This window comes from Pseudomonas sp. Ma2-10 (assembly GCF_054330215.1).
The window spans coordinates 94,590-114,408 of record NZ_JBTEYL010000010.1 but is presented as its reverse complement, the minus strand read 5'-3'; the positions used below and the strand labels follow the sequence as shown (position 1 = coordinate 114,408).

The following is a 19,819-nucleotide window of genomic DNA, read 5'->3' as shown; positions in this document are numbered from 1 at the left end:
AATGCCGGCAAAGCCTCGAAATCGCAAAGTGTAATTACTGAGGCTTGATGCTCTCAGTCAATTTCAAGAACCGCGGAATCACCGCTTCGGGTGGCGGCGTCAGGTCTTTCAGTCCATCGGTGCCTTGCTTGAACGTGAACATCTGCACGGCCATCAATGGACTGGCAAGACCACCGACATGCGCAATGGCAAACCAGGCACGTTCCTGCTCGCCGGACTCGGGGCGAGGGTCCAGACGCCAACCTTCGAGGGTGGTCATCCGCTCGCCAAAATAAAACTTCTCCATGATCTTCGATTTTTTCCATTTTTCCGCGTCGTAGCCTGGGTGGTGATCGGTGTTGTAGGTGCCGGTGGTGGCTTTGGTTGGCGTGTCTTGCGAAGCGTTGATCATTGTCATGATTACGTTTGGCGTACTGGTGAACCGCAGGCTGTTTTTAATGCTAAAAGCGGTTTTGCCATCGTCATGGATAAAGCCATAGGGTATGCAAACACCGGGGCTTTTTGGCACATGGTAGAGCTCACGAGGTTCGAAGCGGGCGATTAACCCTTTTATGTCTTCTGTCGATTTTTTACTTGGAGTGTTGAAGCTAAAATAATAAATGCGATTATTGCGCCAAAGCAAAGCTTTAGAGGGGGTGTTTTTGCTGCCAAAGACGTAAGAGTCGGGGATATTAAATTTGTACTCGAACACAGTCGCATCTTTAGTTGAGTCTTCGAGGTTTTTTATATCTTTCTTTAAACCCTCGATAATGTCGGCGCTATAGTTCATGTCCTGAATGCTTTGTAGTCGGCCTTTCTTGATGTCTATCTTTTCGAGTGTTTCTGTTTTTGATATCTCATTGGTGTGAAGTATTGCGTTGCGTTGTATCTCGAATTCGTGAGGTGTGGTGATGTCGCTTACTCGAACGGTAAGGCCGCTGTAGTTGTAGGTTAAATACTCGTTCTCGGAGCTTATGTTTTTGCTGAAAGTATGACCGCCACCTTCACTGATTGAGTTGTTCTTGGTAGAGTGTGTTGCCCACTCTATCGGTTCTGGCGCGTCGAAAGTATATCGTCCAAAACACTCTTGTTTGGGGGCGTCGGCGTGAGCAGCTCCCATTGTGATGATGAAAAACGCTGGTATTAAATGAAATTGAAACTTCATGAGTTTTTAATCTCGTTGCGATCGTCAATGTCGGAACTAGCAAGCGCGCGATCACCGTTCTCGTCCAGGATATTTGCGATGATTGTAAGATTTAATCCCGAGTCATTATTTTCTTTCCAAGTCCATTTTACTGGAAGGTAGGTGATGAATCCTTTGACTCCGGTCGGCGACGGGTAAGCTTTTACATCACTCAAGCTTTCACTTTCCCAGAACCTTTTTTCATAGGGCATAGGGTTAATCAACTTTCCTCCAGCACCTATGTTGTCGGGATCTCTGTATTGCCACGTGGGCCAGATAGAAGTAGGGTGTTTGAATTTATTGTTTTGAGGGATAAAGCTAAAACTCTCTTCGTATGCGTCAGTGTTTTGTTTGGCCTGTATCTGGATGGCTCTCCAGGTTTCCTCTGACGCCGGCTGGTCAAGATACTTTTCCAAGTGAATCGCTGCTACAACGGAAGAGCTCTTAGTAATGCTTAAGCCAAAATGTTTTTTCCAGAGGTCCTTTCGCAGCTTGTTAATTGTTTGCCCAACCTGGTGACTTTCCTTTCCATCAAGCTTGGCAGTTGTAGGGCTGCTGTCGCGAATAATGACCGCGAGTTCTGAGTCGCGCCTGCCCCACAAACTGCGATCGTTAATGTTCGCGCTTCCCAAAATTGCTACTCGATCATCAGCAATTAGTAGCTTGCTGTGCACATAAATCTGTTCAGTAACTACCCGGCCACCAAGACTATCCCAAGTGCGCAAATTGAGTAAGGTCAGATACTTCGTCCAGTCTTGCTGAGCGTAAACAGGCACGTTGTTGCTGTCCTTGCGCTCAATAATCTTCTCCGCCTCTTCCCTCGTGCACTTGCGATCCATCATGGCCTTGATCGCCATATGCCGCTGAATCCGCTTCACCAGACTCTGTTCACCAAACACCAGACTCTGCATGGTCAGGTGAACCTGGTGCATGAGGTTCAGCACGTTCAGCGCCCCTTCCGGGTGCACCGGTAAAATCATGTACACGTGGAATGGACGTTCCTCCGTGATGGCTCGTCCAATCCTATCAGCCAGGGCTTTGCCGATGCTGTTGGAGAGTTTTTCTTCCTTGCCGAGCTTTTTAGTGAGCCAGCCCTGCGCGTTGGTTTGCCAGATAGCGAAGAACCCATCGAGAAACTTTCGAGCTTCTTCATTGCGCTGTTTGCCGATGGCGTTGACTTCCTGCCAGTTGATTTCGGCAAAGTCTTCCTTTTCCAACGCTTTTCGCAGGTTGATTCGCGATACATAGTCCTGCCGCAAACTGGACGGGTCGCGCAGACTGGCCATCGGGCCGGACAATGGTTTGCCAGCAGGTAGCTCCCCCTCATCCCCAAAATCGGTCTGAAAGAACTGGTTCTCGATGTAGATGAAATGCTGCGAACTCGAGATGGCCTGCAACATGGCGCTGTGGCAGTTGGCTTGGACGCCGCCGGTATTTATGCCGGGAGGGACTGGCAAGTGGACGTTGGATTTGCTTCGGCCTTTGGCCTCTTGGGCGGTCATGTTGGCTGAGGCGCTGCGTAACACTTGCACGCTGACGCCACCGCGGAGCATTTCCGGTGGTGTCGGGAGGGATTGCGGTTGGTTGATCCACACCGGTTTTGGCGTGGGCAGGTTCAACTGGATACGGTTGTTCAGGTCCAGATGATTGGTGAGTCCGGCGTCTTTGGCGAGCATGTTCAGCCATTCCATGACCGCCACGATGACGTTGGTTTTCTCCAGTTTCTTGATGTCGGCAATGTACGCCTGCTGGCCATTCCAGCGGTCGATGAAGTTGCGTGACAAGTCATAGACGGACGGACCTTCGATGCGACTGTGCACATCCTGCCACGGCATGCGCGGCTGATCGTCGGCCAGTCGACTGTAGTCTGAAGAGGCCAGCGGCTGTGGCTTGTGCTCGAGGTAGTAGAACGGTTCCTCGCGGTTTTCCAGGCGGCTCTGCAGCAGCGCATAGAAGTGTCCGAGCAGGGATGTGCCGACTTCGTTGATGTCGTTCAACCAACCCATTTTCTCTGCCGGCAGCGCGTCGTAGCCTTTATCGCAGAACATCGCGATCATCCGGCCCAGATCGGTGGCGCTCATCCATTTGTTGATCAGCTCATAGCTTTTCAAGCGCAGGGCCGCTTGCAGGTTGCCAACGGTGCCTTCGACTTCTCTGATCCAGACGTTCACCTGGCCTTTCAACGGTTCAGCGATGGGCAGGTTTTCCCAGTTGCGTTTGATCAGCGCCGATATCTGTCGAATCACGGCGTCGGTCAGGTATTTTCTGGTTGAGGCCAGCGGGTCGATAGCACCGATCTGTTCCTTGAAGCTGTTGCCGGCCTTGGACATCCATTCGATAGCGGGTGCCGCCGGGCTGGCGAAGAAGTTCTGAATGGTCGCGCCGGCGTTGATGACGCCATCGGTGGCAGGCAACGGTAGTTTGACGATACCCGGCAGGACAGGGACGTGACCGGCCGGTCTGGACAAGTCGAACAGCGTGGCCATCAGCAGGCCCGTGCGGCTGACGTGCTTGTGCATGTCCATCCAGCCCAGGTGCGGAATTCCGGGGTTGTAGGCGTCGTTGCCCTGGCGCGAGCGAGCATCGAGGCTGAAGTTGTTGTCGTCGCGTCGACCGTAGGCCAGGTCGATGCCGCCGACGTAGCCGATCTTGTTGTCGATCACCACGCACTTCTGGTGATGGGAAAAGGTCGAGCCCAGGCCTTTCATGTCGCTCTGCTGGATCGCCGGGGTACAGAACGCCCGAGCACCTTTCAGGCCAGCATTGAGCTGAAAGATCGCCAGCATGGTTTCGAAATCATGGGTGCCGACACTCGCCGCCGGACTCAGCCAGGGCATGACGAAGACGTTTAGCGTCGGATTGGCCTTGAGTGCGTTGTGAAGGCATTCCCAAAGGCTTTGTTTTCCATCCAGCGTCACGTCGTAGTTGATCTGCCAACCGGTGATGAAGATGGATTTTGTTGCTCCGGCAATCGCGCCGGCGAGATCCTTGTAGTACTCCTCGCCGGTGGTGAAAAAACGTACCTGGTTGCCGCTGCGTTTGGGGGCGAATGCAGATTCGTCCTGAATAAAGAAATCCGGCGCGTTGACCGCTGGCAGGGCTTTGCCCTCGGCGGTGTTGATCTGGCTGATTTCTTTGTGGCGAATGCCGTTGTAAGGCGTTGCGGAATTCGTCATGGTCATTCATCCCTGGCTTGCAGTTGGCTGTACAGATCGCCTTCACCGAGCAAATCCTGTTTGCTGCGTTCGTTGTTCGCGGTGCTGATAGTGCGGTGTTTTGTGCTGTCATGAAAGTCCAGCGCGGCGAGGGCGAAGCGCTCCTTGTCAGCCGCCGAGGGCTCTTGGTGAAGTGCTACCGGCACGCGTTGGCCCGGATAACACAGCCACAACGGGCCTTTCTGTGAATAGGCTTCGGATAGCTTGAGGCGTTGCGGCTCATCGATATTGACCCGTCCGTCTTCGCCGGTCTTACCTTCGAGCAGCGGTTTATCTTCGCCGTCCTGAACGATCTTCCAGGAGGTGTGAGCCAATGGGAATCCTTCGTCGCCAGGAACGTCAGTCAACTTGATGTCGAAAAAGTACTCCCTCGGCTTGGATTCCAATTTAGGCGGCATAACACCGGGTTGGGCCGTTCCCAGCAGATTGCCAGCCGCCGCTGACGGGGCGGGTATTGGCAACACCGGCATCAAAATCGCAATCCCGGAGCCATTCCCGGCAGCACCGCCAGCATTGATTTTCACCACCGGCCCAACAACCGTAATCCCACCCGCATCCAGCTTGATAAAACTCCCGCCAGCCTTGACCGTGAGTTCCATGCCAGCCTCGACCACCATCTTGTCACCCGCTTTCAGGTGAATCTCTTTCCCAGCGCTCATCAATTGCGCGGTACCCAGTTTGATGTGCTGATTCTGGCCGACGGTGAGGTGGTCGTTGGCTTTCACTTCTACCTTGCGATCCGCAATCGTGGTCCGATGCTCTTCGGCCTTCAACTCGGTGTAGGCGTTCTTCTCGACGGTGTCGTGGCGTTCATTCCCCACACGAATCTTCTGGTCGTGCTCAACGTTTTCATCCCAATCCCGCTGAGCATGAATGAAGATCTGCTCCGCCCCTTTCTTGTCTTCAATCCGCAGTTCATTAAACCCACCGCCCCCCGGTGAGCTGAGGGTTTTGAACACGGTGCGGGTTTTATTGGCCGGTAGTTCGTACGGAACCTGGTTTTCCTTGTGGTACAGGCAACCGGTCACCAGCGGCTGATCAGGATCGCCCTCGAGGAAGGTGACGAGGACTTCCATGCCGATACGCGGGATGGCGATGGCACCGTAGCGGTCACCGGCCCAACTCGAAGAGACGCGCATCCAGCAGCTGGTTTTGTCGTCGGCCTGGCCTTCGCGGTCCCAGTGAAATTGCACCTTGATGCGGCCGTACTGGTCGCAGTGGATTTCTTCGCCTTTGGGGCCGGTGACCATGGCGGTCTGGCTGCCGAGCACGCGCGGTTTCGGGTGTTGCAGGGCGGGTCGGTAGAACACGTCCCACGGGGTGGCTTGGAAGCGGTTGCGGTAGCCCTGGTGGAAGTCGTCCTTTTTGTCGGTGGTGTCGCTGGTCACGGACTCTTCGAGGACTTGCGGCTGCTTGCCTTCGTGGACGATTTCGGTGAGCAGCCAGAGGTCGTTCCACTCGCTGCGCGGGTGGTCGGACATGTCCAGGAAGTGGCCGCTGACCAGGGTGGTCTGATCGCTTTTGCCTTCGGCTTGGCGGTAGTCGGCGCGGTGGCGTTCGAGGGCGCGCTGGCTGAGGAATTTGCCGCGTGCGCGGTCGATGAAGCGGCCGGGGTAGTCGTAGTCTTCGAGGTCCGGGGCCTCGCTTTGCGCCTCGGGTTTGTAGGCGGACTCGAGTTGCAGGCGTGGTTTTTCGAAGTCGTAGTCGCGGCGGGTGACGCGGCCGGTGCGGGTTTCCAGGCGCAGTTTGAAGCCTTTGATCACCGGTTCGTCGGCGACCATGCCGCTGCCTTGCACGTACGCGGTCGGCTGACCGAGTTTCGGGAATACGGTTTGGTCGTCGCCGAAGACCAACAGATGACCTTTGGCGCTGTGCTGGAAGTGGTAGTGAATGCCTTCTTCTTCACACAGGCGCTGCACGAAATGCAGGTCGGTTTCGTCGTACTGCACGCAGTAGTCGCGGTCCGGGCAGGGTTGGCTGAGCTGGAAGTTGTAAGCGTTGCCCTTGATGCCATGCTCGTCGAGGATCAGCGCGATGATGTTCGGTGCGGACATCTGCTGGTAGATGCGCTGATTGGTGCGGTGGTGCAGGTATTGCAGTTGCGGCACCAGGGAGATTTTGTAGCGGGTCAGGCGTTTGCCGGCATCGCCTTGGGCGACGCGGTAGATCTGGCCGTGGATGCCGCTACCCTGCGGATCAAGCGCCAAAAACGCCTGCTTGTGCAGGAGCTTTTCCAGGTCCAGATCCGGGTTTTCGCTGACCAGTTCCAGGTCGAAGCGATACGGCTGGCTGATGCCTTCGGTGCCGGTGAACGACAGGACTTGCAGGTCGCCGACGTAGTCATCCACGGTCAGGCTGAAGTGGGTCTGGTTAGCAGGGCTGAACATCTCGGACTCCTTGAGGTGTTGCTGACGTTCCATGAAGTTCTGCGTCCACGCGAAGGCGTGAATCAGAAGAGTGCGGGATCATAAAGGTTATAAGTTGCGCAAAAAGTTGCGCACATGCCCTGAGAGGACCGGCCTGTCTGTTCATAGTGGTTTTGATACAAGATATTTCTTGGCGAAGTGCTATCACTTTCAGCCTGAAAAGGATGCTTTTTCAGGCTTGAAGCGTGATTGCAGGCCTGCTGAAGCATTAGAGTGGGCACCGCCCCCAAGCGATAAAAAGGACCGGCACATGGCGCAGTTCTACGATGCACGCGGCAATATTTATGGTGTGGTAACTCCCGCAGCGGTGCGCCGCGCCGGTGTCGACTTACCGACAACGGCTGGCCACGCCGCGTCGTCCCGGGCGGTCTGGAGCCGGCAAGCGGTGGATGCATTCTGCGAATGGCCGTCGCATTCGCGACCGGCCAATGCCAAATCGCATCGCTGCGATGGCTTACTGATCGGGCCGTTTCAAACCTCGCCACCGTTTGACTTGTTGATCGTCAACACCGACGGCACGCTCGCCGAGCGCAGTGGTAATGGGCTGACGATTTTCTCCCAGGCCCTGAGTGAGCAAGGTTTGCTGCCGAGGGACGAGCTTTGTTTTCTCAAGGTTCATCACGACAAGCCTGATGCGGTTTCGCCTGTGGACACTTCGGTGAAACCGGCCGAGGTCGAGGGAGTGAAAGGCTTCTGGCTGGATTTGGGCAAACCCTCGTTCGGGGCTGACGCGGTGGGGGCAAAAGGGGTTGATGACGTGCTGTTGAACGGTCGCGATGTCAGTCATGTGCAGCCGTTGTCGGCGCTCGACCCCGCCTGGTCTCGAAGCCAATTCGTGCGCATCGGCAATCCACATTGTGTGACGCTTTTAGAATGCGCCGATGCATTGCCGAACAATGAGCAGATGCGCGAACCGGAGTTGTCCGAAAGGCTGGCGCGTATCGCTTACGCCATGCCGACCGGGGCGGGAGAGCCGTGTGCTGCTGGCGTGAATCTGCAATGGGCGATGCTTGAGTCAGAAGGGCGAGTCGTCGCGCGGGTATTCGAGCGCGGAGAAGGGCCGACGGCCTCGTCGGGCACCAGCGCCAGTGCGGTGGCTTGCGCGGCGTGGCGGGTGGGTTGGGTCAGTGCCGGGGAGGTGAGCGTGGTTATGCCCGGCGGCACAGCGCCGATTCTTCTGGAGGAAGAGCAGGGTGAGTTGAGTCGGGTCAGGTTGTTCGGTACGGCGCGGGTGATGGGATGATCATTCGATTGCCTTCGCGAGCAACCCAGCCCACGCAAAACTCAGCTCTGATCGCCGAAGAACTCCACCACTGGCATCTGCCGCTTCATCAACACCTTGCCATCGCGCACCGAATACAGCGGCAGGCCCTGGCTGCGGATCACCTCGTAATCGCTGTCCGCCGACAGAATCAGCAAATTCGCTGGCCGCCCGCGCTCCAGGCCATAACGATCACCCAGGTTCATGGCCTTGGCGCTGTTGTCGGTGACCAGGTCCAGTGCGCTTTGCAGGTTGCGGTAACCGAGCATGTGGCAGATGTGCAGGCCGGCTTCGAGCACCCGCAAGATATTGCCGTTGCCCAGCGGATACCACGGATCGACGATCGAATCCTGGCCGAAACACACGTTCATCCCGGCTTCGAGCAGTTCGTTGACACGGGTCACGCCACGACGTTTCGGGAAGTTGTCGAAGCGCCCTTGCAGGTGAATGCTTTCGGTGGGGCAGGAGACAAAACTGATCCCCGAATGCCCAAGCAGGCGGAACAATTTGGCGCAGTAAGCGTTGTCGTAGGAGCCCATTGCCGTAGTGTGGCTGGCGGTGACTCGCGAGCCCATGTCGCGGCTGCGGGCTTCTTCGGCCAGCACCTCCAGAAAACGTGAGTGCGGGTCGTCGGTTTCATCGCAATGCACATCCACCAGGCAACCGGTGCGCTCGGCGAGGTCCATCAGGAATTTCACGGAACTCACGCCTTGATCGCGGGTGTACTCGAAATGCGGGATACCGCCGACGACATCGGCGCCCATGCGGATCGCTTCCTCCATCAGCTCCCGACCGTTGCGGTACGACTCGATGCCTTCCTGCGGGAATGCAACGATCTGCATGTCGACCAGGTGACGGCTTTCCTCGCGTACTTCGAGCATCGCCTTGAGCGCGGTGAGCTGCGGGTCGGTGACATCGACGTGCGTGCGCACGTGCTGGATGCCGTGGGCGGCGAGGGTCTGGATGGTTTTTCTGGCGCGGGTTTTGGTGTCCTCCTCGGTGATGGTCGCCTTGCGCTCGCCCCAGCACTCGATGCCTTCGAACAGCGTGCCGCTCATGTTCCAGCGCGGCTCGCCGACGGTAAGCGTGGCGTCGAGGTGGATGTGTGGCTCGACGAAGGGTGGCACTACCAGGTTGCCACCGGCATCCAGATCATCGGGGCCCAGGGTTGGCGCTTCGATCTGTCGGGCGATGTTGCTGATCAGGCCGTTTTTCAGGTGCAACTCATGCAGGCCATCTTGGTTGCGCAGGCGGGCATTGATGATGTGCATCAGGCGAATCCTTTTATAGATCTTGTAATGGTGCGTTGGTAGTACGGGCACCTAGCACGCCGGTCAGTAACACATACGTTAACGCGGCAGCGGCAATCCCTACCAGTGGCGCGACCCACGGTGAACTGAACGCAGCAACGGTGCCGACTGCGTAAGCGGCCAAACCAGACCCGTTAAACGCCGGCAACCGGGCATCGGCCAGACGTGGATATTGACCACGATAGCGGTAGAAAAAGTCCGCCATGATCACGCCGCCAATTGGTGGAATCACGGTGCCCAGCAGAATCAGGTAGGGCACCAGCATGTCGTACATGCCCAGCAGTGCCAGCAACGTGCCGATCACCGCGCCCACCAGGGTCACGGTCTTGCGACGGCGGGTGCGTAGCAGGTTGCAACCGGCGACGGCGAAGTTGTAGATGGTGTTGTCCTGGGTGCTCCAGATATTGAGCAGCAACATGGCCATCGCCGCCATGGCGAAGCCTTGCAACAGCAACACTTCGACCACGTCCGGTTGCTGGTAGACGATTGCGCCATAGGCACCGATCAACACCATCAGGCCGTTGCCGATGAAGAAACCGATCAGGCTCGCCAGCACCGCGACGCGTGCTGACCGGGAGAAACGCGTCCAGTTGGTCGCCTGGGTCGCACCACTGACGAAGGTGCCGAAGACCAGAGTAATCGCGGTCGACCAGTCCAGTGTCCCCGTCGGAACCACGGCGAGCAAACCATCGAGCCCGCCGACCTTCACCGTGGCCACCCACATCGACAGCATCAGCAGCAACATCATCGCCGGTACGGCGATGTACGACAGAATCTCCAGGCCGCGATATCCGACATACGCGGTTGCGCAAAACACCAGGCCGAACAGCACCATCAGCCCCAGAACGGTGCCCTCGCTCAATTCGAAATACTTGCCCATCACCACGGCGGCAGTGGCTGTGCCCCAGGCGTACCAGCCGATCTGGGTAAAACCGAGGATCAGGTCGCTGAGCTTGCTGCCCACTTCACCGAAGCAAAAGCGTCCCATCAGCACCGAGTTAAGACCGCTCTTGAAGGCGATGTAACCCAGGCCGGCGGCGTAGATTCCCAGCAGCAGATTGCCGACGACAATCACCGCCATCATCTCGCCGAAGCTGAACGTCACACCAAGCTTGCCGCCGGCAAACATGGTGGCGGTAAAAAAGGTGAAACCCAGCAGCACCATGACCGTGGAGGCCAGTCCTTTGCGGGCATGCATCGGGACTTCGCTGAGGGGGTAATCGTTGCCGGTATCGTTCTGCGTCATGGGGCGTTCCTATCTGAATGAGAGACGCGGGGGCGTGTTGCAGTGGTCGTGCCAAGCGTGGGGCGGTGTAGTTATTTATAGCCGAGCGCGGGGATTTGGCTTGAGGAAGGGCGCGAAAGAGGTGCACCTGAAGGAACACAGAACCCATGTGGGAGCAAGCCTGCCCACGTTGAAGCCGAATCCCCCCCACAGAATCTGCACTGGACAACGAATCGTCGGGTACAGCCTTTTGGCCTCACGGGTATAACGGTCGCCCATCTGCGCGATCTGCCGATAGCCCATCACCCAACAGATCAAAGTAGTGCACCGGATGGCTGGTGATGAAGTGCGGTGCAATCCGGTGCCACACGTAAGAAGCGAAGGGCGTGTTCGAGCCAAAAAGCATAGGCATAAAAAAACCACCGGTCTCGGTGGTTTTTTTGATCTGTCGGTTTACTCGCCGTGATAGATGCAGCCGCTGGTGCACGTCTCATGGATGCGGATCGCGCTGAGTTCCGGCAGCAGAGGCTTCAATTCCTTCCAGATGAATTTGGCCAGGACTTCACTGGTGGGGTTTTCCAGGCCGGGAATGTCGTTCAGGTAGTTATGATCCAGGCGCTCATAGAGCGGCTTGAAGATCGCCTTGATTTCCGAGAAATCGCGGATCCAGCCGGTGTGCGGATCGAGGTCGCCGCTCAGGTGGATCGCCACTTTGAACGAGTGACCGTGCAGGCGGCCGCACTTGTGGCCGTCCGGTACGTGGGGCAGGCGGTGGGCGGATTCGAAGGTGAACTCTTTGAAAATTTCCACAGTAGTTTCAGCTCTGTCAGGTGGCGATCGCCGCGGCGATGTGGGCAGGCGGCGAGTTTAACAGTTTGCGTTTGGCGTTGCGGGAAAACACTGACTAAAGGGTCAGCAAGCGCTCGCCGAGGCGACCGCTGACAGCCAGTTCGAGGAACTCATCGCCCAGACGACGGCTTTCATCCATCGTCGTGCGCCAGTATTTCTGCCGGCTCGGGGCATCGCCCATGAAACGCTTGAAGTCGTTGCGGTCCGGGAGTTTGCCGTAGGGCAGACGCGCCAGGTAGTCCTTCGACGGCGCCAGCAACAGGACATCCTGCAAACGTGCAGGACAAGCGCGGCGCCACGGCAGGGTCTTGTCGAACCAGCCGGGAATGACCCGGTCGGTGAAATGCGGATAGAGCACGATGTCGTTGCCGCTGTAGGGCAGGTCGAGGTGATAGTCCAGCAGACCGCCATCGCGAAAAGTGCCAGCACCGGCGCCCGGCAGGTCGCGCACACCTTCCATCACCATCGGGATCGAGCCTGACGCGAGCAACGCCTGGCGCAGGTTGCCGGCATTGAGCGCAACAAAGCGCGAGGGGAAATCGTTGAGTGCATTGACCGGTGGTGCCAGACGCGGATCGTGAATGATCAGTCGCTCGAAATGCCGCGACAGCCGCGCCCGGCCGCGCAGGTTGTCGGCGATCACCGAGGACAGGCCCAGCCCCAGTCGGCCGCGATGATCGTCCGCCAGCAGGCCGTGGCTTTTGACCACCATGATGTTCAGTCGGTAATGAGCGTTGTCCAGAATCGAGGCATCGCGGCCGTCGAGCAGGTCATCGAGCATGCGCCGGGAGCTCTGGCTGATCTGCGCCATGGTCACGCCCTTGGCGAAGTTCTGCTCGGTGTAGAGGTGACCGAGGCGGCGGATACCTTCGGCGGCATCCGGCAGGCACGCGCTGGCGAAGCGCCAGGAACCCACCGATGCACCGATCAACGAGCGCTCGCGCGGTGCCGCCGGCAGCCATTCACCGAACAACGCCAGATCCAGACCTTGAATCCCCAGCGCCTTGGGACCACCGGCCGCGCCCGGCAGTGTGCCGACATCGGCGGCGCTCAAACCGTTTTCACGAATCCGTGCCAAGGCGCGAGGGCCGGCCTTGAGTATCAGCGAGGGAAACTTGATGTGGATAGCGGTCATACCGGTCTCAAATGCGGGCAAGCGGAGGATTATAAACAGGTCAGGCAGCGCCGCCAGCCCACTGGGTCTCGCAGCGCTGCGATATTGAGGTGCCACTCCTGGTGATGGCAATTCAGTTTCAGTTAAGTTCGGATCGCTAAAGTGGCTCCCGTAGGTCACACATAAAAAAGCACCGCCCACGCTTGCGACCTCGGTCCCGACGAAGCCCTGAGACTGCGCGACGCTGGTACCATCGTGTCTTTCGAGACGCTCAAGGATCATCAGGATACGTAATGAAGGTAAATCTATGCACCAGAGGTCGAATGGCGCTGGCGCTTCTGGCTTTTTGCTCGGTGGTCATGGCCCGCGACCTGGACCAGGACGAAGCCCTGCGCCTGCGTCAGCTGGGCGTGATCCTGCCGCTGGAGCAGCTGTTGCAGCAAGCGCTGGACCGCTATCCCGGAGCCAAATTGCTGGAAGCCGAGCTTGAAGAGAAACACAACGTCTACATTTATGAAGTCGAGTTGCTGACCACCGAAGGTGTGGTCCGCGAACTGGACCTCGACGCCACCACCGGCCAGTTACTGAAAGACAAGGAAGATTGATCGATGCGCTTGCTTCTGGTGGAAGACCATGTGCCGCTGGCCGACGAACTGATGGCCGGACTCAACCGTCAGGGGTACGCCGTGGACTGGCTGGCCGACGGTCGCGACGCGGTGCATCAGGGCAGCAGCGAGCCTTATGACCTGATCATCCTCGACCTCGGCCTGCCGGGTTTGCCAGGGCTCGAGGTGTTGACTCAATGGCGGGCCGGAGGCCTGGCCACGCCCGTGCTGATTCTCACTGCCCGTGATTCCTGGGCCGAACGGATCGAAGGTCTCAAGGCCGGCGCCGACGATTACCTGACCAAACCCTTCCACCCCGAAGAATTACACTTGCGAGTCCAGGCGCTGTTGCGCCGTTCCCATGGCCATGCCAACCAGCCGACGCTCAAGGCTGCCGGATTGCACCTGGACGAAGGCCGACAATGCGTGGCCCGCGACGGCGCCGACATCCCGCTCACCGCCGCTGAATTCCGCCTGCTGCGTTATTTCATGCTGCACCCCGAGCAGATTCTTTCCAAAAGCCACCTCGCTGAACATCTCTACGACGGTGAAACCGAGCGCGACTCCAACGTGCTCGAAGTCCACGTCAACCACCTGCGGCGCAAACTCGGGCGTAGCGTCATCGAAACCCGTCGCGGCCAGGGTTACCTGTTCGGCGGGCAAGCCCGGTGAGGTCGATCCAGCGCCGCTTGAGCCTGGGTTTGATCAGCGTGATGGTGATCGTCGGCCTGGTGCTGGCGCAGACCAGCCTGTGGCTGTTCGAAATGGGTTTGCAGCGTTACCTCGAAGCCGGGCTGCGCAACGACAGCGAAAACCTGCTGGTGGCGCTGGTGCGTGGGCCGCAGGGCTTGCAGCTGGATGAACGGCTCCTGTCGCCCGCCTATCAGCGACCGTTTTCCGGGCATTACTTCCGCATCGATTTTGCCGACAACCATTGGCGCTCCCGTTCGCTGTGGGATCAGGAACTGCCGCGCCTCGACCATGCCGGCCTGCACAGCAACCTGGAATTGGGGCCGGAAGGGCAAAAATTACTGGTGCTGCGTTCCGACTATCGACGGCTCGGACAATCGATCTCCATCAGCGTGGCTCAGGATTACACGCCGGTGCGCGAGAGTTTTCAGCGCATGCGTCAAGTCGGATTGGGCCTTGGGCTGGCGGGACTGTTGCTGATTCTGCTGCTGCAACGCATTACCGTGCGCCGCGCCTTGCGCCCGCTGGAAAAGGCGCGTGAGCAGATCGCCCAATTGCAGCAGGGCCAGCGCTCGCAACTCGATGATCAGGTACCGGTAGAGCTTGAACCGCTGGTGGCGCAGATCAACCACTTGCTGGCGCACACCGAAGACAGCCTCAAGCGTTCGCGCAATGCGCTGGGCAACCTCGGCCACGCCTTGAAAACCCCGCTGGCGGTGTTGATGAGCCTGGCCTCAAGCGAGAAACTCGATGCGCAGCCGGAACTGCGCAAGGTCATTAAGGCGCAGCTGGAGCAGGTCCAGCTGCGACTCAATCGTGAACTCAATCGCGCCCGCTTATCCGGCGATGCGTTGCCGGGGGCGTTGTTTGATTGCGATGCTGAATTGCCTGGGTTACTGGCGACGTTGAACATGATTCATGGTGAGCACCTGGACCTCAGCTACCGTGCACCGGCCGGTTTACAACTGCCTTGGGATCGCGAGGACTTGCTCGAACTGCTCGGTAACTTGCTGGACAACGCCTGCAAGTGGGCGGACGCCGAAATTCGGTTGAGCGTGGCCGAGACGGCCGAAGGGTTTGGGTTAAGCGTAGAAGACGATGGGCCGGGGATTCCCGAAGACCAGCGCGATCAGGTGTTCAGCCGGGGTACTCGGCTTGATGAACAAACCGATGGGCATGGGTTGGGATTGGGGATTGTGCGGGACATCGTCGATACGTGGGGCGGGGTGTTGCGGTTGGAGGAGAGTGAGTGGGGCGGGTTGAAGGTTGACATCGAATTACCTCGTCGATGATCGTTCCCACGCGGGCGTGGGAACGATCATGCCAGGGGGGCTCAAACGCGGAATTGATCCATCAAGCTCTGCTGCTGATTCGCCAGGCTATTGAGTGACTGACTCACCCGCGCCGATTCATTGGCCTGCCCTGACAACGACTCCGTCACATCTCGAATCGTCGCCACGTTGTTGTTGATCTCCTCGGCCACGGCGCTTTGCTCTTCCGCGGCACTGGCGATCTGCAAGTTCATGTCGCTGATCACCGTCACCGCTTCACCAATCTGGCGCAACGCCGTCACCGCCTGACCGACTTGTTCGACACTGCCCTGAGCCTGACGATGGCTGTTGTTCATCGAGCCGACCACGTCCTGAGTGCCACTCTGCAATTGCTCGATCACAAGGCGGGTTTCTTCAACCGACTCCTGAGTCCGGCGTGCCAGGTTGCGCACTTCATCGGCCACGACGGCAAAACCGCGTCCGGCTTCACCGGCGCGAGCGGCCTCGATGGCGGCGTTAAGCGCCAGCAGGTTGGTCTGTTCGGCGATGGCCCGGATCACTTCCAGCACGGAGCCGATCTTCTCGCTATTGGCCGCCAGGCCTTCGACTTGGACCATCGCCGCGCTCATATCAGCGGCGAGGTTGTCGATGCTGGTGGTGGTGCGGTCGATCACGGTCAGACCGCGACGGGTGGCCTGATCCGCATCCCGCGCGGCCTGTGCCGCTTGCGCTGCACTGCGAGCGACGTCCTGGGCGGTGGCGCTCATTTCGTGGGACGCGGTAGCGACCTGATCTACCTGACGGTATTGCTGCTCCATGCCAGCGCTGGTCTGCGTGGCGATGGCGGACGACTGGTCCGCCGTGCTGCGTGCGTCCTGCACCGAGTGTTTGACCTCGGCAATGATCGGTTGCAGCTTGTCGAGGAAGCGGTTGAACCAGCCGGCCAATTGGCCGAGTTCGTCCTTTTTGTCGTAGGCCAGGCGGCGGGTCAGATCGCCTTCGCCGCTGGCAATGTCTTCGAGCATGTGCGCCACACCCAGGATCGGCTTGGTCACGCTACGGGCCATCAGCCACACCAGCAACAGGCCAATCAACGCGGCCAGCACACCCAGGCCGAGTTCGATCAGGGTGCCGGCGGTGTTGCTTTCATCGAGTTGCTTTTTCAACGCTTCGGCGGGGCCGACCAGAACTTTCTCCGGCACATCGAGCAGCACGCCCCAGGACTTTCCACCGGGAATGGGCTGGAACGGCGACAGCACTTTGAGTTGTTGATTGTTGTGCAGGCTTTCGGTCTTGCTGCTGGCGGCGAGCATGCGGATCAGCTCGGCACCGTTGGTTTTGTCCACCGTGTCCAGGCGCTGGCTGAGCTTGCTGGCGTCCGGGCTGTAACCGGCCAGCAAACCGACCGGGCTGATGATGCTGACGTTGGTTTGGCCATCATAGAGCTTCTTGCTCGCCCCTTGGCTGACGGCTTGCAGGCTGTTGAGGTTGATGTCCACCGACAGCGAAGCGATGACCTTGCCGTTGACCGTCAGCGGGAAAACGATGCTGGTCATCAGCACGTTCTGGCCATCGATCACGTAGAAGTAGGGTTCGATCACGCAGGGCTTGAGGGTCGTGCGCGGGCAGGTGAACCAGGCGTTGGCCGGTTCGCCGCTAGGGCCGGTGCTGGTGTCGGCCATGTCGCTTTCCGGTAGCGCCATCGACGTCACCTTGCCAGGCACAGGTTGCGACCAGTACAGGGCAAAACGGCCTTTTTCGTTGCTACCCAGCTCGGCCTGGCCGGCGAACAGATCGTCCTTGCCGTCCAGCGCGTTGGCTTCGAACACCAGCGAGAGGCCGAGCAGTTCCGGGTTGGCTTGCAGGGCTGACTTGACCTGGCGCGTCAGGTCTTCACGCAGGTCAAAGGCATCGAGGAAGCGCTTTTCGGCCTGGTCACGCAGGAACAGCACCTGACGCGAAAAGCCGTGGCCATATTGATAGGCATCCATGAACTGCTGGCGAATCCCCAGCGCCTGGTTTTCACCCTGGGATTCGATCCGGGCCTGGGCCGCTTCGGTGAGCATCTCCATGCTGGATGCTTTCACCATCTCGGAGCTGTGCTCCATGCGATACAGCGAAAGACCCACTAGCAGGGTCACGATGCCGGCCAGGCACAGCCCGGCCAGCAGGGTGATTTTCCATTGAATGGAAAGTTGTCTGAGCGACATGGAGGCGTCCTTTATTCGATAAATATCTGAGACTCGGCACTGTAACGGCCACGATTCGGCTTTCTTTATGCCTATCGACGAATATCGAACACAGGATCGGTCGCCGACTTTGACACCGGGCCGACTCTGCGGCACAGTGCGCGCCCTCTAATAAACCCCTTTCATTTAATCCGCCGGCGGCTCTTTGCAGACGGCTGCCCGGACTCTTTCCGTTGGCCTTGAGGTAACGATGATTAATGCTGTAATTGCTGCGGTCGGCGTCATGCTGATCCTCAGCCTGTCCCGTGTGCACGTAGTCATCGCGCTGATCGTGGGTGCCTTGGTGGGTGGTTTGACCGGTGGCCTGGGCATCGATGCGACACTCAAAGCCTTTAACAGTGGCCTCGGTGGCGGCGCGACGGTTGCGTTGTCCTACGCATTGCTCGGCGCTTTCGCAGTAGCCATTGCCAAGTCCGGCCTGGCACACGCCCTGGCAGACAAAGCCTTGCTGACGGTCGACCGTCAGCACGCCAGCGGTGGCCGCCAGGTCAAATGGCTGTTGATCGGTTTGTTGTGGGTGGTGGCCATCGCGTCCCAGAACATCTTGCCGATACATATCGCCTTCATTCCGCTGTTAGTGCCGCCGCTTTTATATGTGCTGACCAAGCTGCAACTGGACCGCCGACTGATTGCCTGTGTCATGACCTTCGGCCTGATTACGCCGTACATGTTCCTGCCCGTGGGTTTTGGCAACATCTTCCTTAACGAAGTCCTGCTGGCCAACGTTGCCCGCAGTGGTGTGGACATCAGCGGCATCAACGTCACCCATGCCATGGGGATTCCGGCATTGGGCATGGTCGTCGGGCTCGCGGTGGCGTTTGTCAGCTACCGCAAGAAGCGCGTCTACGACCTGGGCAAGATCGAGCAAGTCGAACAGGTCGCGGTGCAGTACAACCCGCTGAGTCTGTTGGTCGCCGGTCTGGCCATTGCGGCGGCGTTCATCATTCAGCTATTGCTGGACTCGATGATCATCGGTGCGTTGGCTGGCTTTCTGATTTTTTCGGTGTCGGGGGTCGTGAAATGGCGTGAAACCGACGACCTGTTCACCGAAGGCATGAAGATGATGGCGATGATCGGTTTTATCATGATCGCCGCGTCCGGCTTTGCCGAGGTGATGAAAGCCACCGGTCAGGTGCAGACACTGGTCGAAACCTCGGCCTCGTGGATCGGCCACAGCAAAGGCATTGGCGCGTTGCTGATGTTGTTGGTCGGATTGTTGGTGACCATGGGCATCGGTTCGTCGTTTTCCACCGTGCCGATACTCGCGGCGATTTTTGTGCCGTTGTGCGTACAGTTGGGTTTCAGCCCGATTGCGATCGTGTGCATTGTCGGTACTGCCGGTGCGCTGGGCGATGCCGGTTCGCCAGCCTCTGACTCGACCCTCGGCCCGACCTCGGGCCTGAACATCGACGGCCAGCATCACCACATCTGGGACACGGTGGTCCCGACCTTCCTGCACTACAACCTGCCGCTGCTGGCGTTCGGCTGGGTGGCCGCGATGGTGTTGTAACCACACACGCCCACATTGACCGCATTCAACTTTTGGCCTGGCGTGCCGTTAAAGCTTTTAACCACGCCAATAAAATCAAAAGAGTGCACCGTCATGCGCATGAGCCTGAAGGCTAAAGTCCTGTCCCTTGCCGTCCTCCCGGTGTTGCTCTTTGCGCTGGTCATCAGCCTGACCACGTTGTTTATTCTGCAGGAACAGGCCCGCAAGGAAGTCGAGGAAACTCGTCAGCGCCTGCTCAGCGATGCCAAGGCGACGCTGCAAAGCTACGTCGCCGTGGCCATGACCACGATCAAACCGCTCTACGATGCGGCCGCCCCCGGTGATGACGCGGCGCGGGCCCAAGTGGTCAAGCTGCTGTCGAGCATCACCTATGGCAAGGAAGGCTACTTCTTCGGCTACGACTCCAACACCGTGCGCCTGTTCAAGGCCAACAGCCCTGAAGGCGTGGGTCAAAGCTTTAAGGACAACCGCGATCCGAACGGCGTCTACGTCAACCGCGACTTGGTGAAAGTCGCCAAGGACGGCACGCATTACCTGCAATACAGCTCACCGCTGCCGGGCAATACCCAAGTGCTGGTACCGAAACTCGGTTACACCGAATACCTGCCGAAGTGGGACATGGCGGTCGGTACGTCGGTGAACCTCGACGGCATCGAAGCGCAAGTTGCGCTGGTTCAGGCCAAGGTTCAGGAGCGCATGGAAGGCGTGGTGCTGAGCATCGTCGGGGTGGCGGTGGTGGTGTTGTTGGTGATCGCTGCTGCCGGGATGCTGCTGGCCAACACCATACTGCGTCCGCTGAACCTGATGAAAGCCAACCTCGATGACATCGCGGCGGGCGAGGGCGACCTGACGCGTCGCCTGACCGTCACCAGCGAGGATGAACTCGGTGAACTGGCCGGCTCGTTCAACCGCTTCGTCGACAAAATCCACGG

General features: G+C 58.6%; 13 protein-coding genes and 4 pseudogenes. 7 read left to right on the top strand and 10 right to left on the bottom strand.

The features are described 5' to 3' along the window. Nucleotides 1-34 precede the first annotated feature (34 nt). The 3 genes from ACXPVS_RS14620 to tssI are packed head-to-tail and all read right to left on the bottom strand — an operon-like array spanning nucleotide 35 to nucleotide 6,764. Complete coding sequence (locus ACXPVS_RS14620; RefSeq protein WP_458510561.1) at nucleotides 35-1,144, bottom strand: T6SS immunity protein Tli4 family protein; 1,110 nt, start codon at nucleotides 1,142-1,144, stop codon at nucleotides 35-37. Beyond that, the gene (locus ACXPVS_RS14615) at nucleotides 1,141-4,338 is read right to left on the bottom strand and encodes a phospholipase D-like domain-containing protein (protein ID WP_458510560.1); all 3,198 of its coding nucleotides are present in this window, start codon (nucleotides 4,336-4,338) and stop codon (nucleotides 1,141-1,143) included. Before ACXPVS_RS14615 ends, ACXPVS_RS14620 begins: the two co-directional genes overlap by 4 nt. A gap of 2 nt (nucleotides 4,339-4,340) precedes the next feature. After that, nucleotides 4,341-6,764, bottom strand: coding sequence for a type VI secretion system tip protein TssI/VgrG (gene tssI / locus ACXPVS_RS14610; RefSeq protein WP_458510613.1), 2,424 nt, complete (start codon nucleotides 6,762-6,764; stop codon nucleotides 4,341-4,343). A 289-nt stretch (nucleotides 6,765-7,053) separates the two neighbouring features. Here tssI and ACXPVS_RS14605 point away from each other — a divergent pair, with 289 nt between their 5' ends. Further along, the gene (locus ACXPVS_RS14605; protein ID WP_458510559.1) at nucleotides 7,054-8,046 is read left to right on the top strand and encodes a diaminopimelate epimerase; all 993 of its coding nucleotides are present in this window, start codon (nucleotides 7,054-7,056) and stop codon (nucleotides 8,044-8,046) included. Nucleotides 8,047-8,087: 41 nt separating this feature from the next. Here ACXPVS_RS14605 and codA read toward each other — a convergent pair whose 3' ends face one another. From codA to ACXPVS_RS14580, 5 genes and pseudogenes are all read right to left on the bottom strand, one after another. Beyond that, nucleotides 8,088-9,335, bottom strand: coding sequence for a cytosine deaminase (codA, locus tag ACXPVS_RS14600; RefSeq protein WP_458510558.1), 1,248 nt, complete (start codon nucleotides 9,333-9,335; stop codon nucleotides 8,088-8,090). Nucleotides 9,336-9,348: 13 nt separating this feature from the next. Next, entirely contained in the window at nucleotides 9,349-10,620 is a 1,272-nt protein-coding gene (codB, locus tag ACXPVS_RS14595; RefSeq protein WP_458510557.1) for a cytosine permease, read from the bottom strand. A gap of 183 nt (nucleotides 10,621-10,803) precedes the next feature. After that, nucleotides 10,804-10,896: pseudogene (locus ACXPVS_RS14590) on the bottom strand (alpha/beta fold hydrolase); the annotation flags it as partial. A gap of 156 nt (nucleotides 10,897-11,052) precedes the next feature. Beyond that, nucleotides 11,053-11,409 (bottom strand): 6-carboxytetrahydropterin synthase QueD, encoded by a 357-nt coding sequence (gene queD / locus ACXPVS_RS14585; protein WP_059405420.1) that lies wholly within the window; start codon nucleotides 11,407-11,409, stop codon nucleotides 11,053-11,055. A 94-nt stretch (nucleotides 11,410-11,503) separates the two neighbouring features. Beyond that, entirely contained in the window at nucleotides 11,504-12,583 is a 1,080-nt protein-coding gene (locus ACXPVS_RS14580) for a patatin-like phospholipase family protein (RefSeq protein WP_458510556.1), read from the bottom strand. 168 nt (nucleotides 12,584-12,751) lie between these two features. Here ACXPVS_RS14580 and ACXPVS_RS14575 point away from each other — a divergent pair. From ACXPVS_RS14575 to ACXPVS_RS14560, 4 genes and pseudogenes are all read left to right on the top strand, one after another. Then, a pseudogene (locus ACXPVS_RS14575) lies at nucleotides 12,752-12,846 on the top strand (PepSY domain-containing protein); the annotation flags it as partial. Between the two features lie 9 nt (nucleotides 12,847-12,855). Beyond that, on the top strand, nucleotides 12,856-13,167 hold the full coding sequence (locus tag ACXPVS_RS14570; protein WP_458510555.1) for a PepSY domain-containing protein: 312 nt from the start codon (nucleotides 12,856-12,858) through the stop codon (nucleotides 13,165-13,167). Nucleotides 13,168-13,170: 3 nt separating this feature from the next. Beyond that, nucleotides 13,171-13,839 carry a response regulator transcription factor gene (locus tag ACXPVS_RS14565; protein ID WP_458510554.1) on the top strand — a complete coding sequence of 223 codons (669 nt, stop codon included), beginning with the start codon at nucleotides 13,171-13,173 and terminating at the stop codon, nucleotides 13,837-13,839. After that, on the top strand, nucleotides 13,836-15,149 hold the full coding sequence (locus tag ACXPVS_RS14560) for a sensor histidine kinase (RefSeq protein ID WP_458510553.1): 1,314 nt from the start codon (nucleotides 13,836-13,838) through the stop codon (nucleotides 15,147-15,149). The genes ACXPVS_RS14565 and ACXPVS_RS14560 overlap by 4 nt, the downstream gene beginning before the upstream one ends. A 41-nt stretch (nucleotides 15,150-15,190) precedes the next feature. Here the strand turns inward: ACXPVS_RS14560 and ACXPVS_RS14555 are convergent, their stop codons facing one another. Both ACXPVS_RS14555 and ACXPVS_RS14550 read right to left on the bottom strand, forming a co-directional pair. Next, a complete protein-coding gene (locus tag ACXPVS_RS14555; protein WP_371918049.1) occupies nucleotides 15,191-15,946 on the bottom strand; it encodes a methyl-accepting chemotaxis protein in 756 nt (251 codons plus the stop codon). A 102-nt stretch (nucleotides 15,947-16,048) separates the two neighbouring features. Then, a pseudogene (locus ACXPVS_RS14550) lies at nucleotides 16,049-16,195 on the bottom strand (HAMP domain-containing protein); the annotation flags it as partial. Nucleotides 16,196-17,570: 1,375 nt separating this feature from the next. On the opposite strand from ACXPVS_RS14550, the gene ACXPVS_RS14545 reads away from it, so the two are divergent. Beyond that, nucleotides 17,571-18,887 carry a Na+/H+ antiporter family protein gene (locus tag ACXPVS_RS14545; RefSeq protein WP_458510612.1) on the top strand — a complete coding sequence of 439 codons (1,317 nt, stop codon included), beginning with the start codon at nucleotides 17,571-17,573 and terminating at the stop codon, nucleotides 18,885-18,887. A 93-nt stretch (nucleotides 18,888-18,980) separates the two neighbouring features. Further along, nucleotides 18,981-19,757, top strand: a pseudogene (locus ACXPVS_RS14540) (cache domain-containing protein); the annotation flags it as partial. Nucleotides 19,758-19,819: the final 62 nt, after the last annotated feature.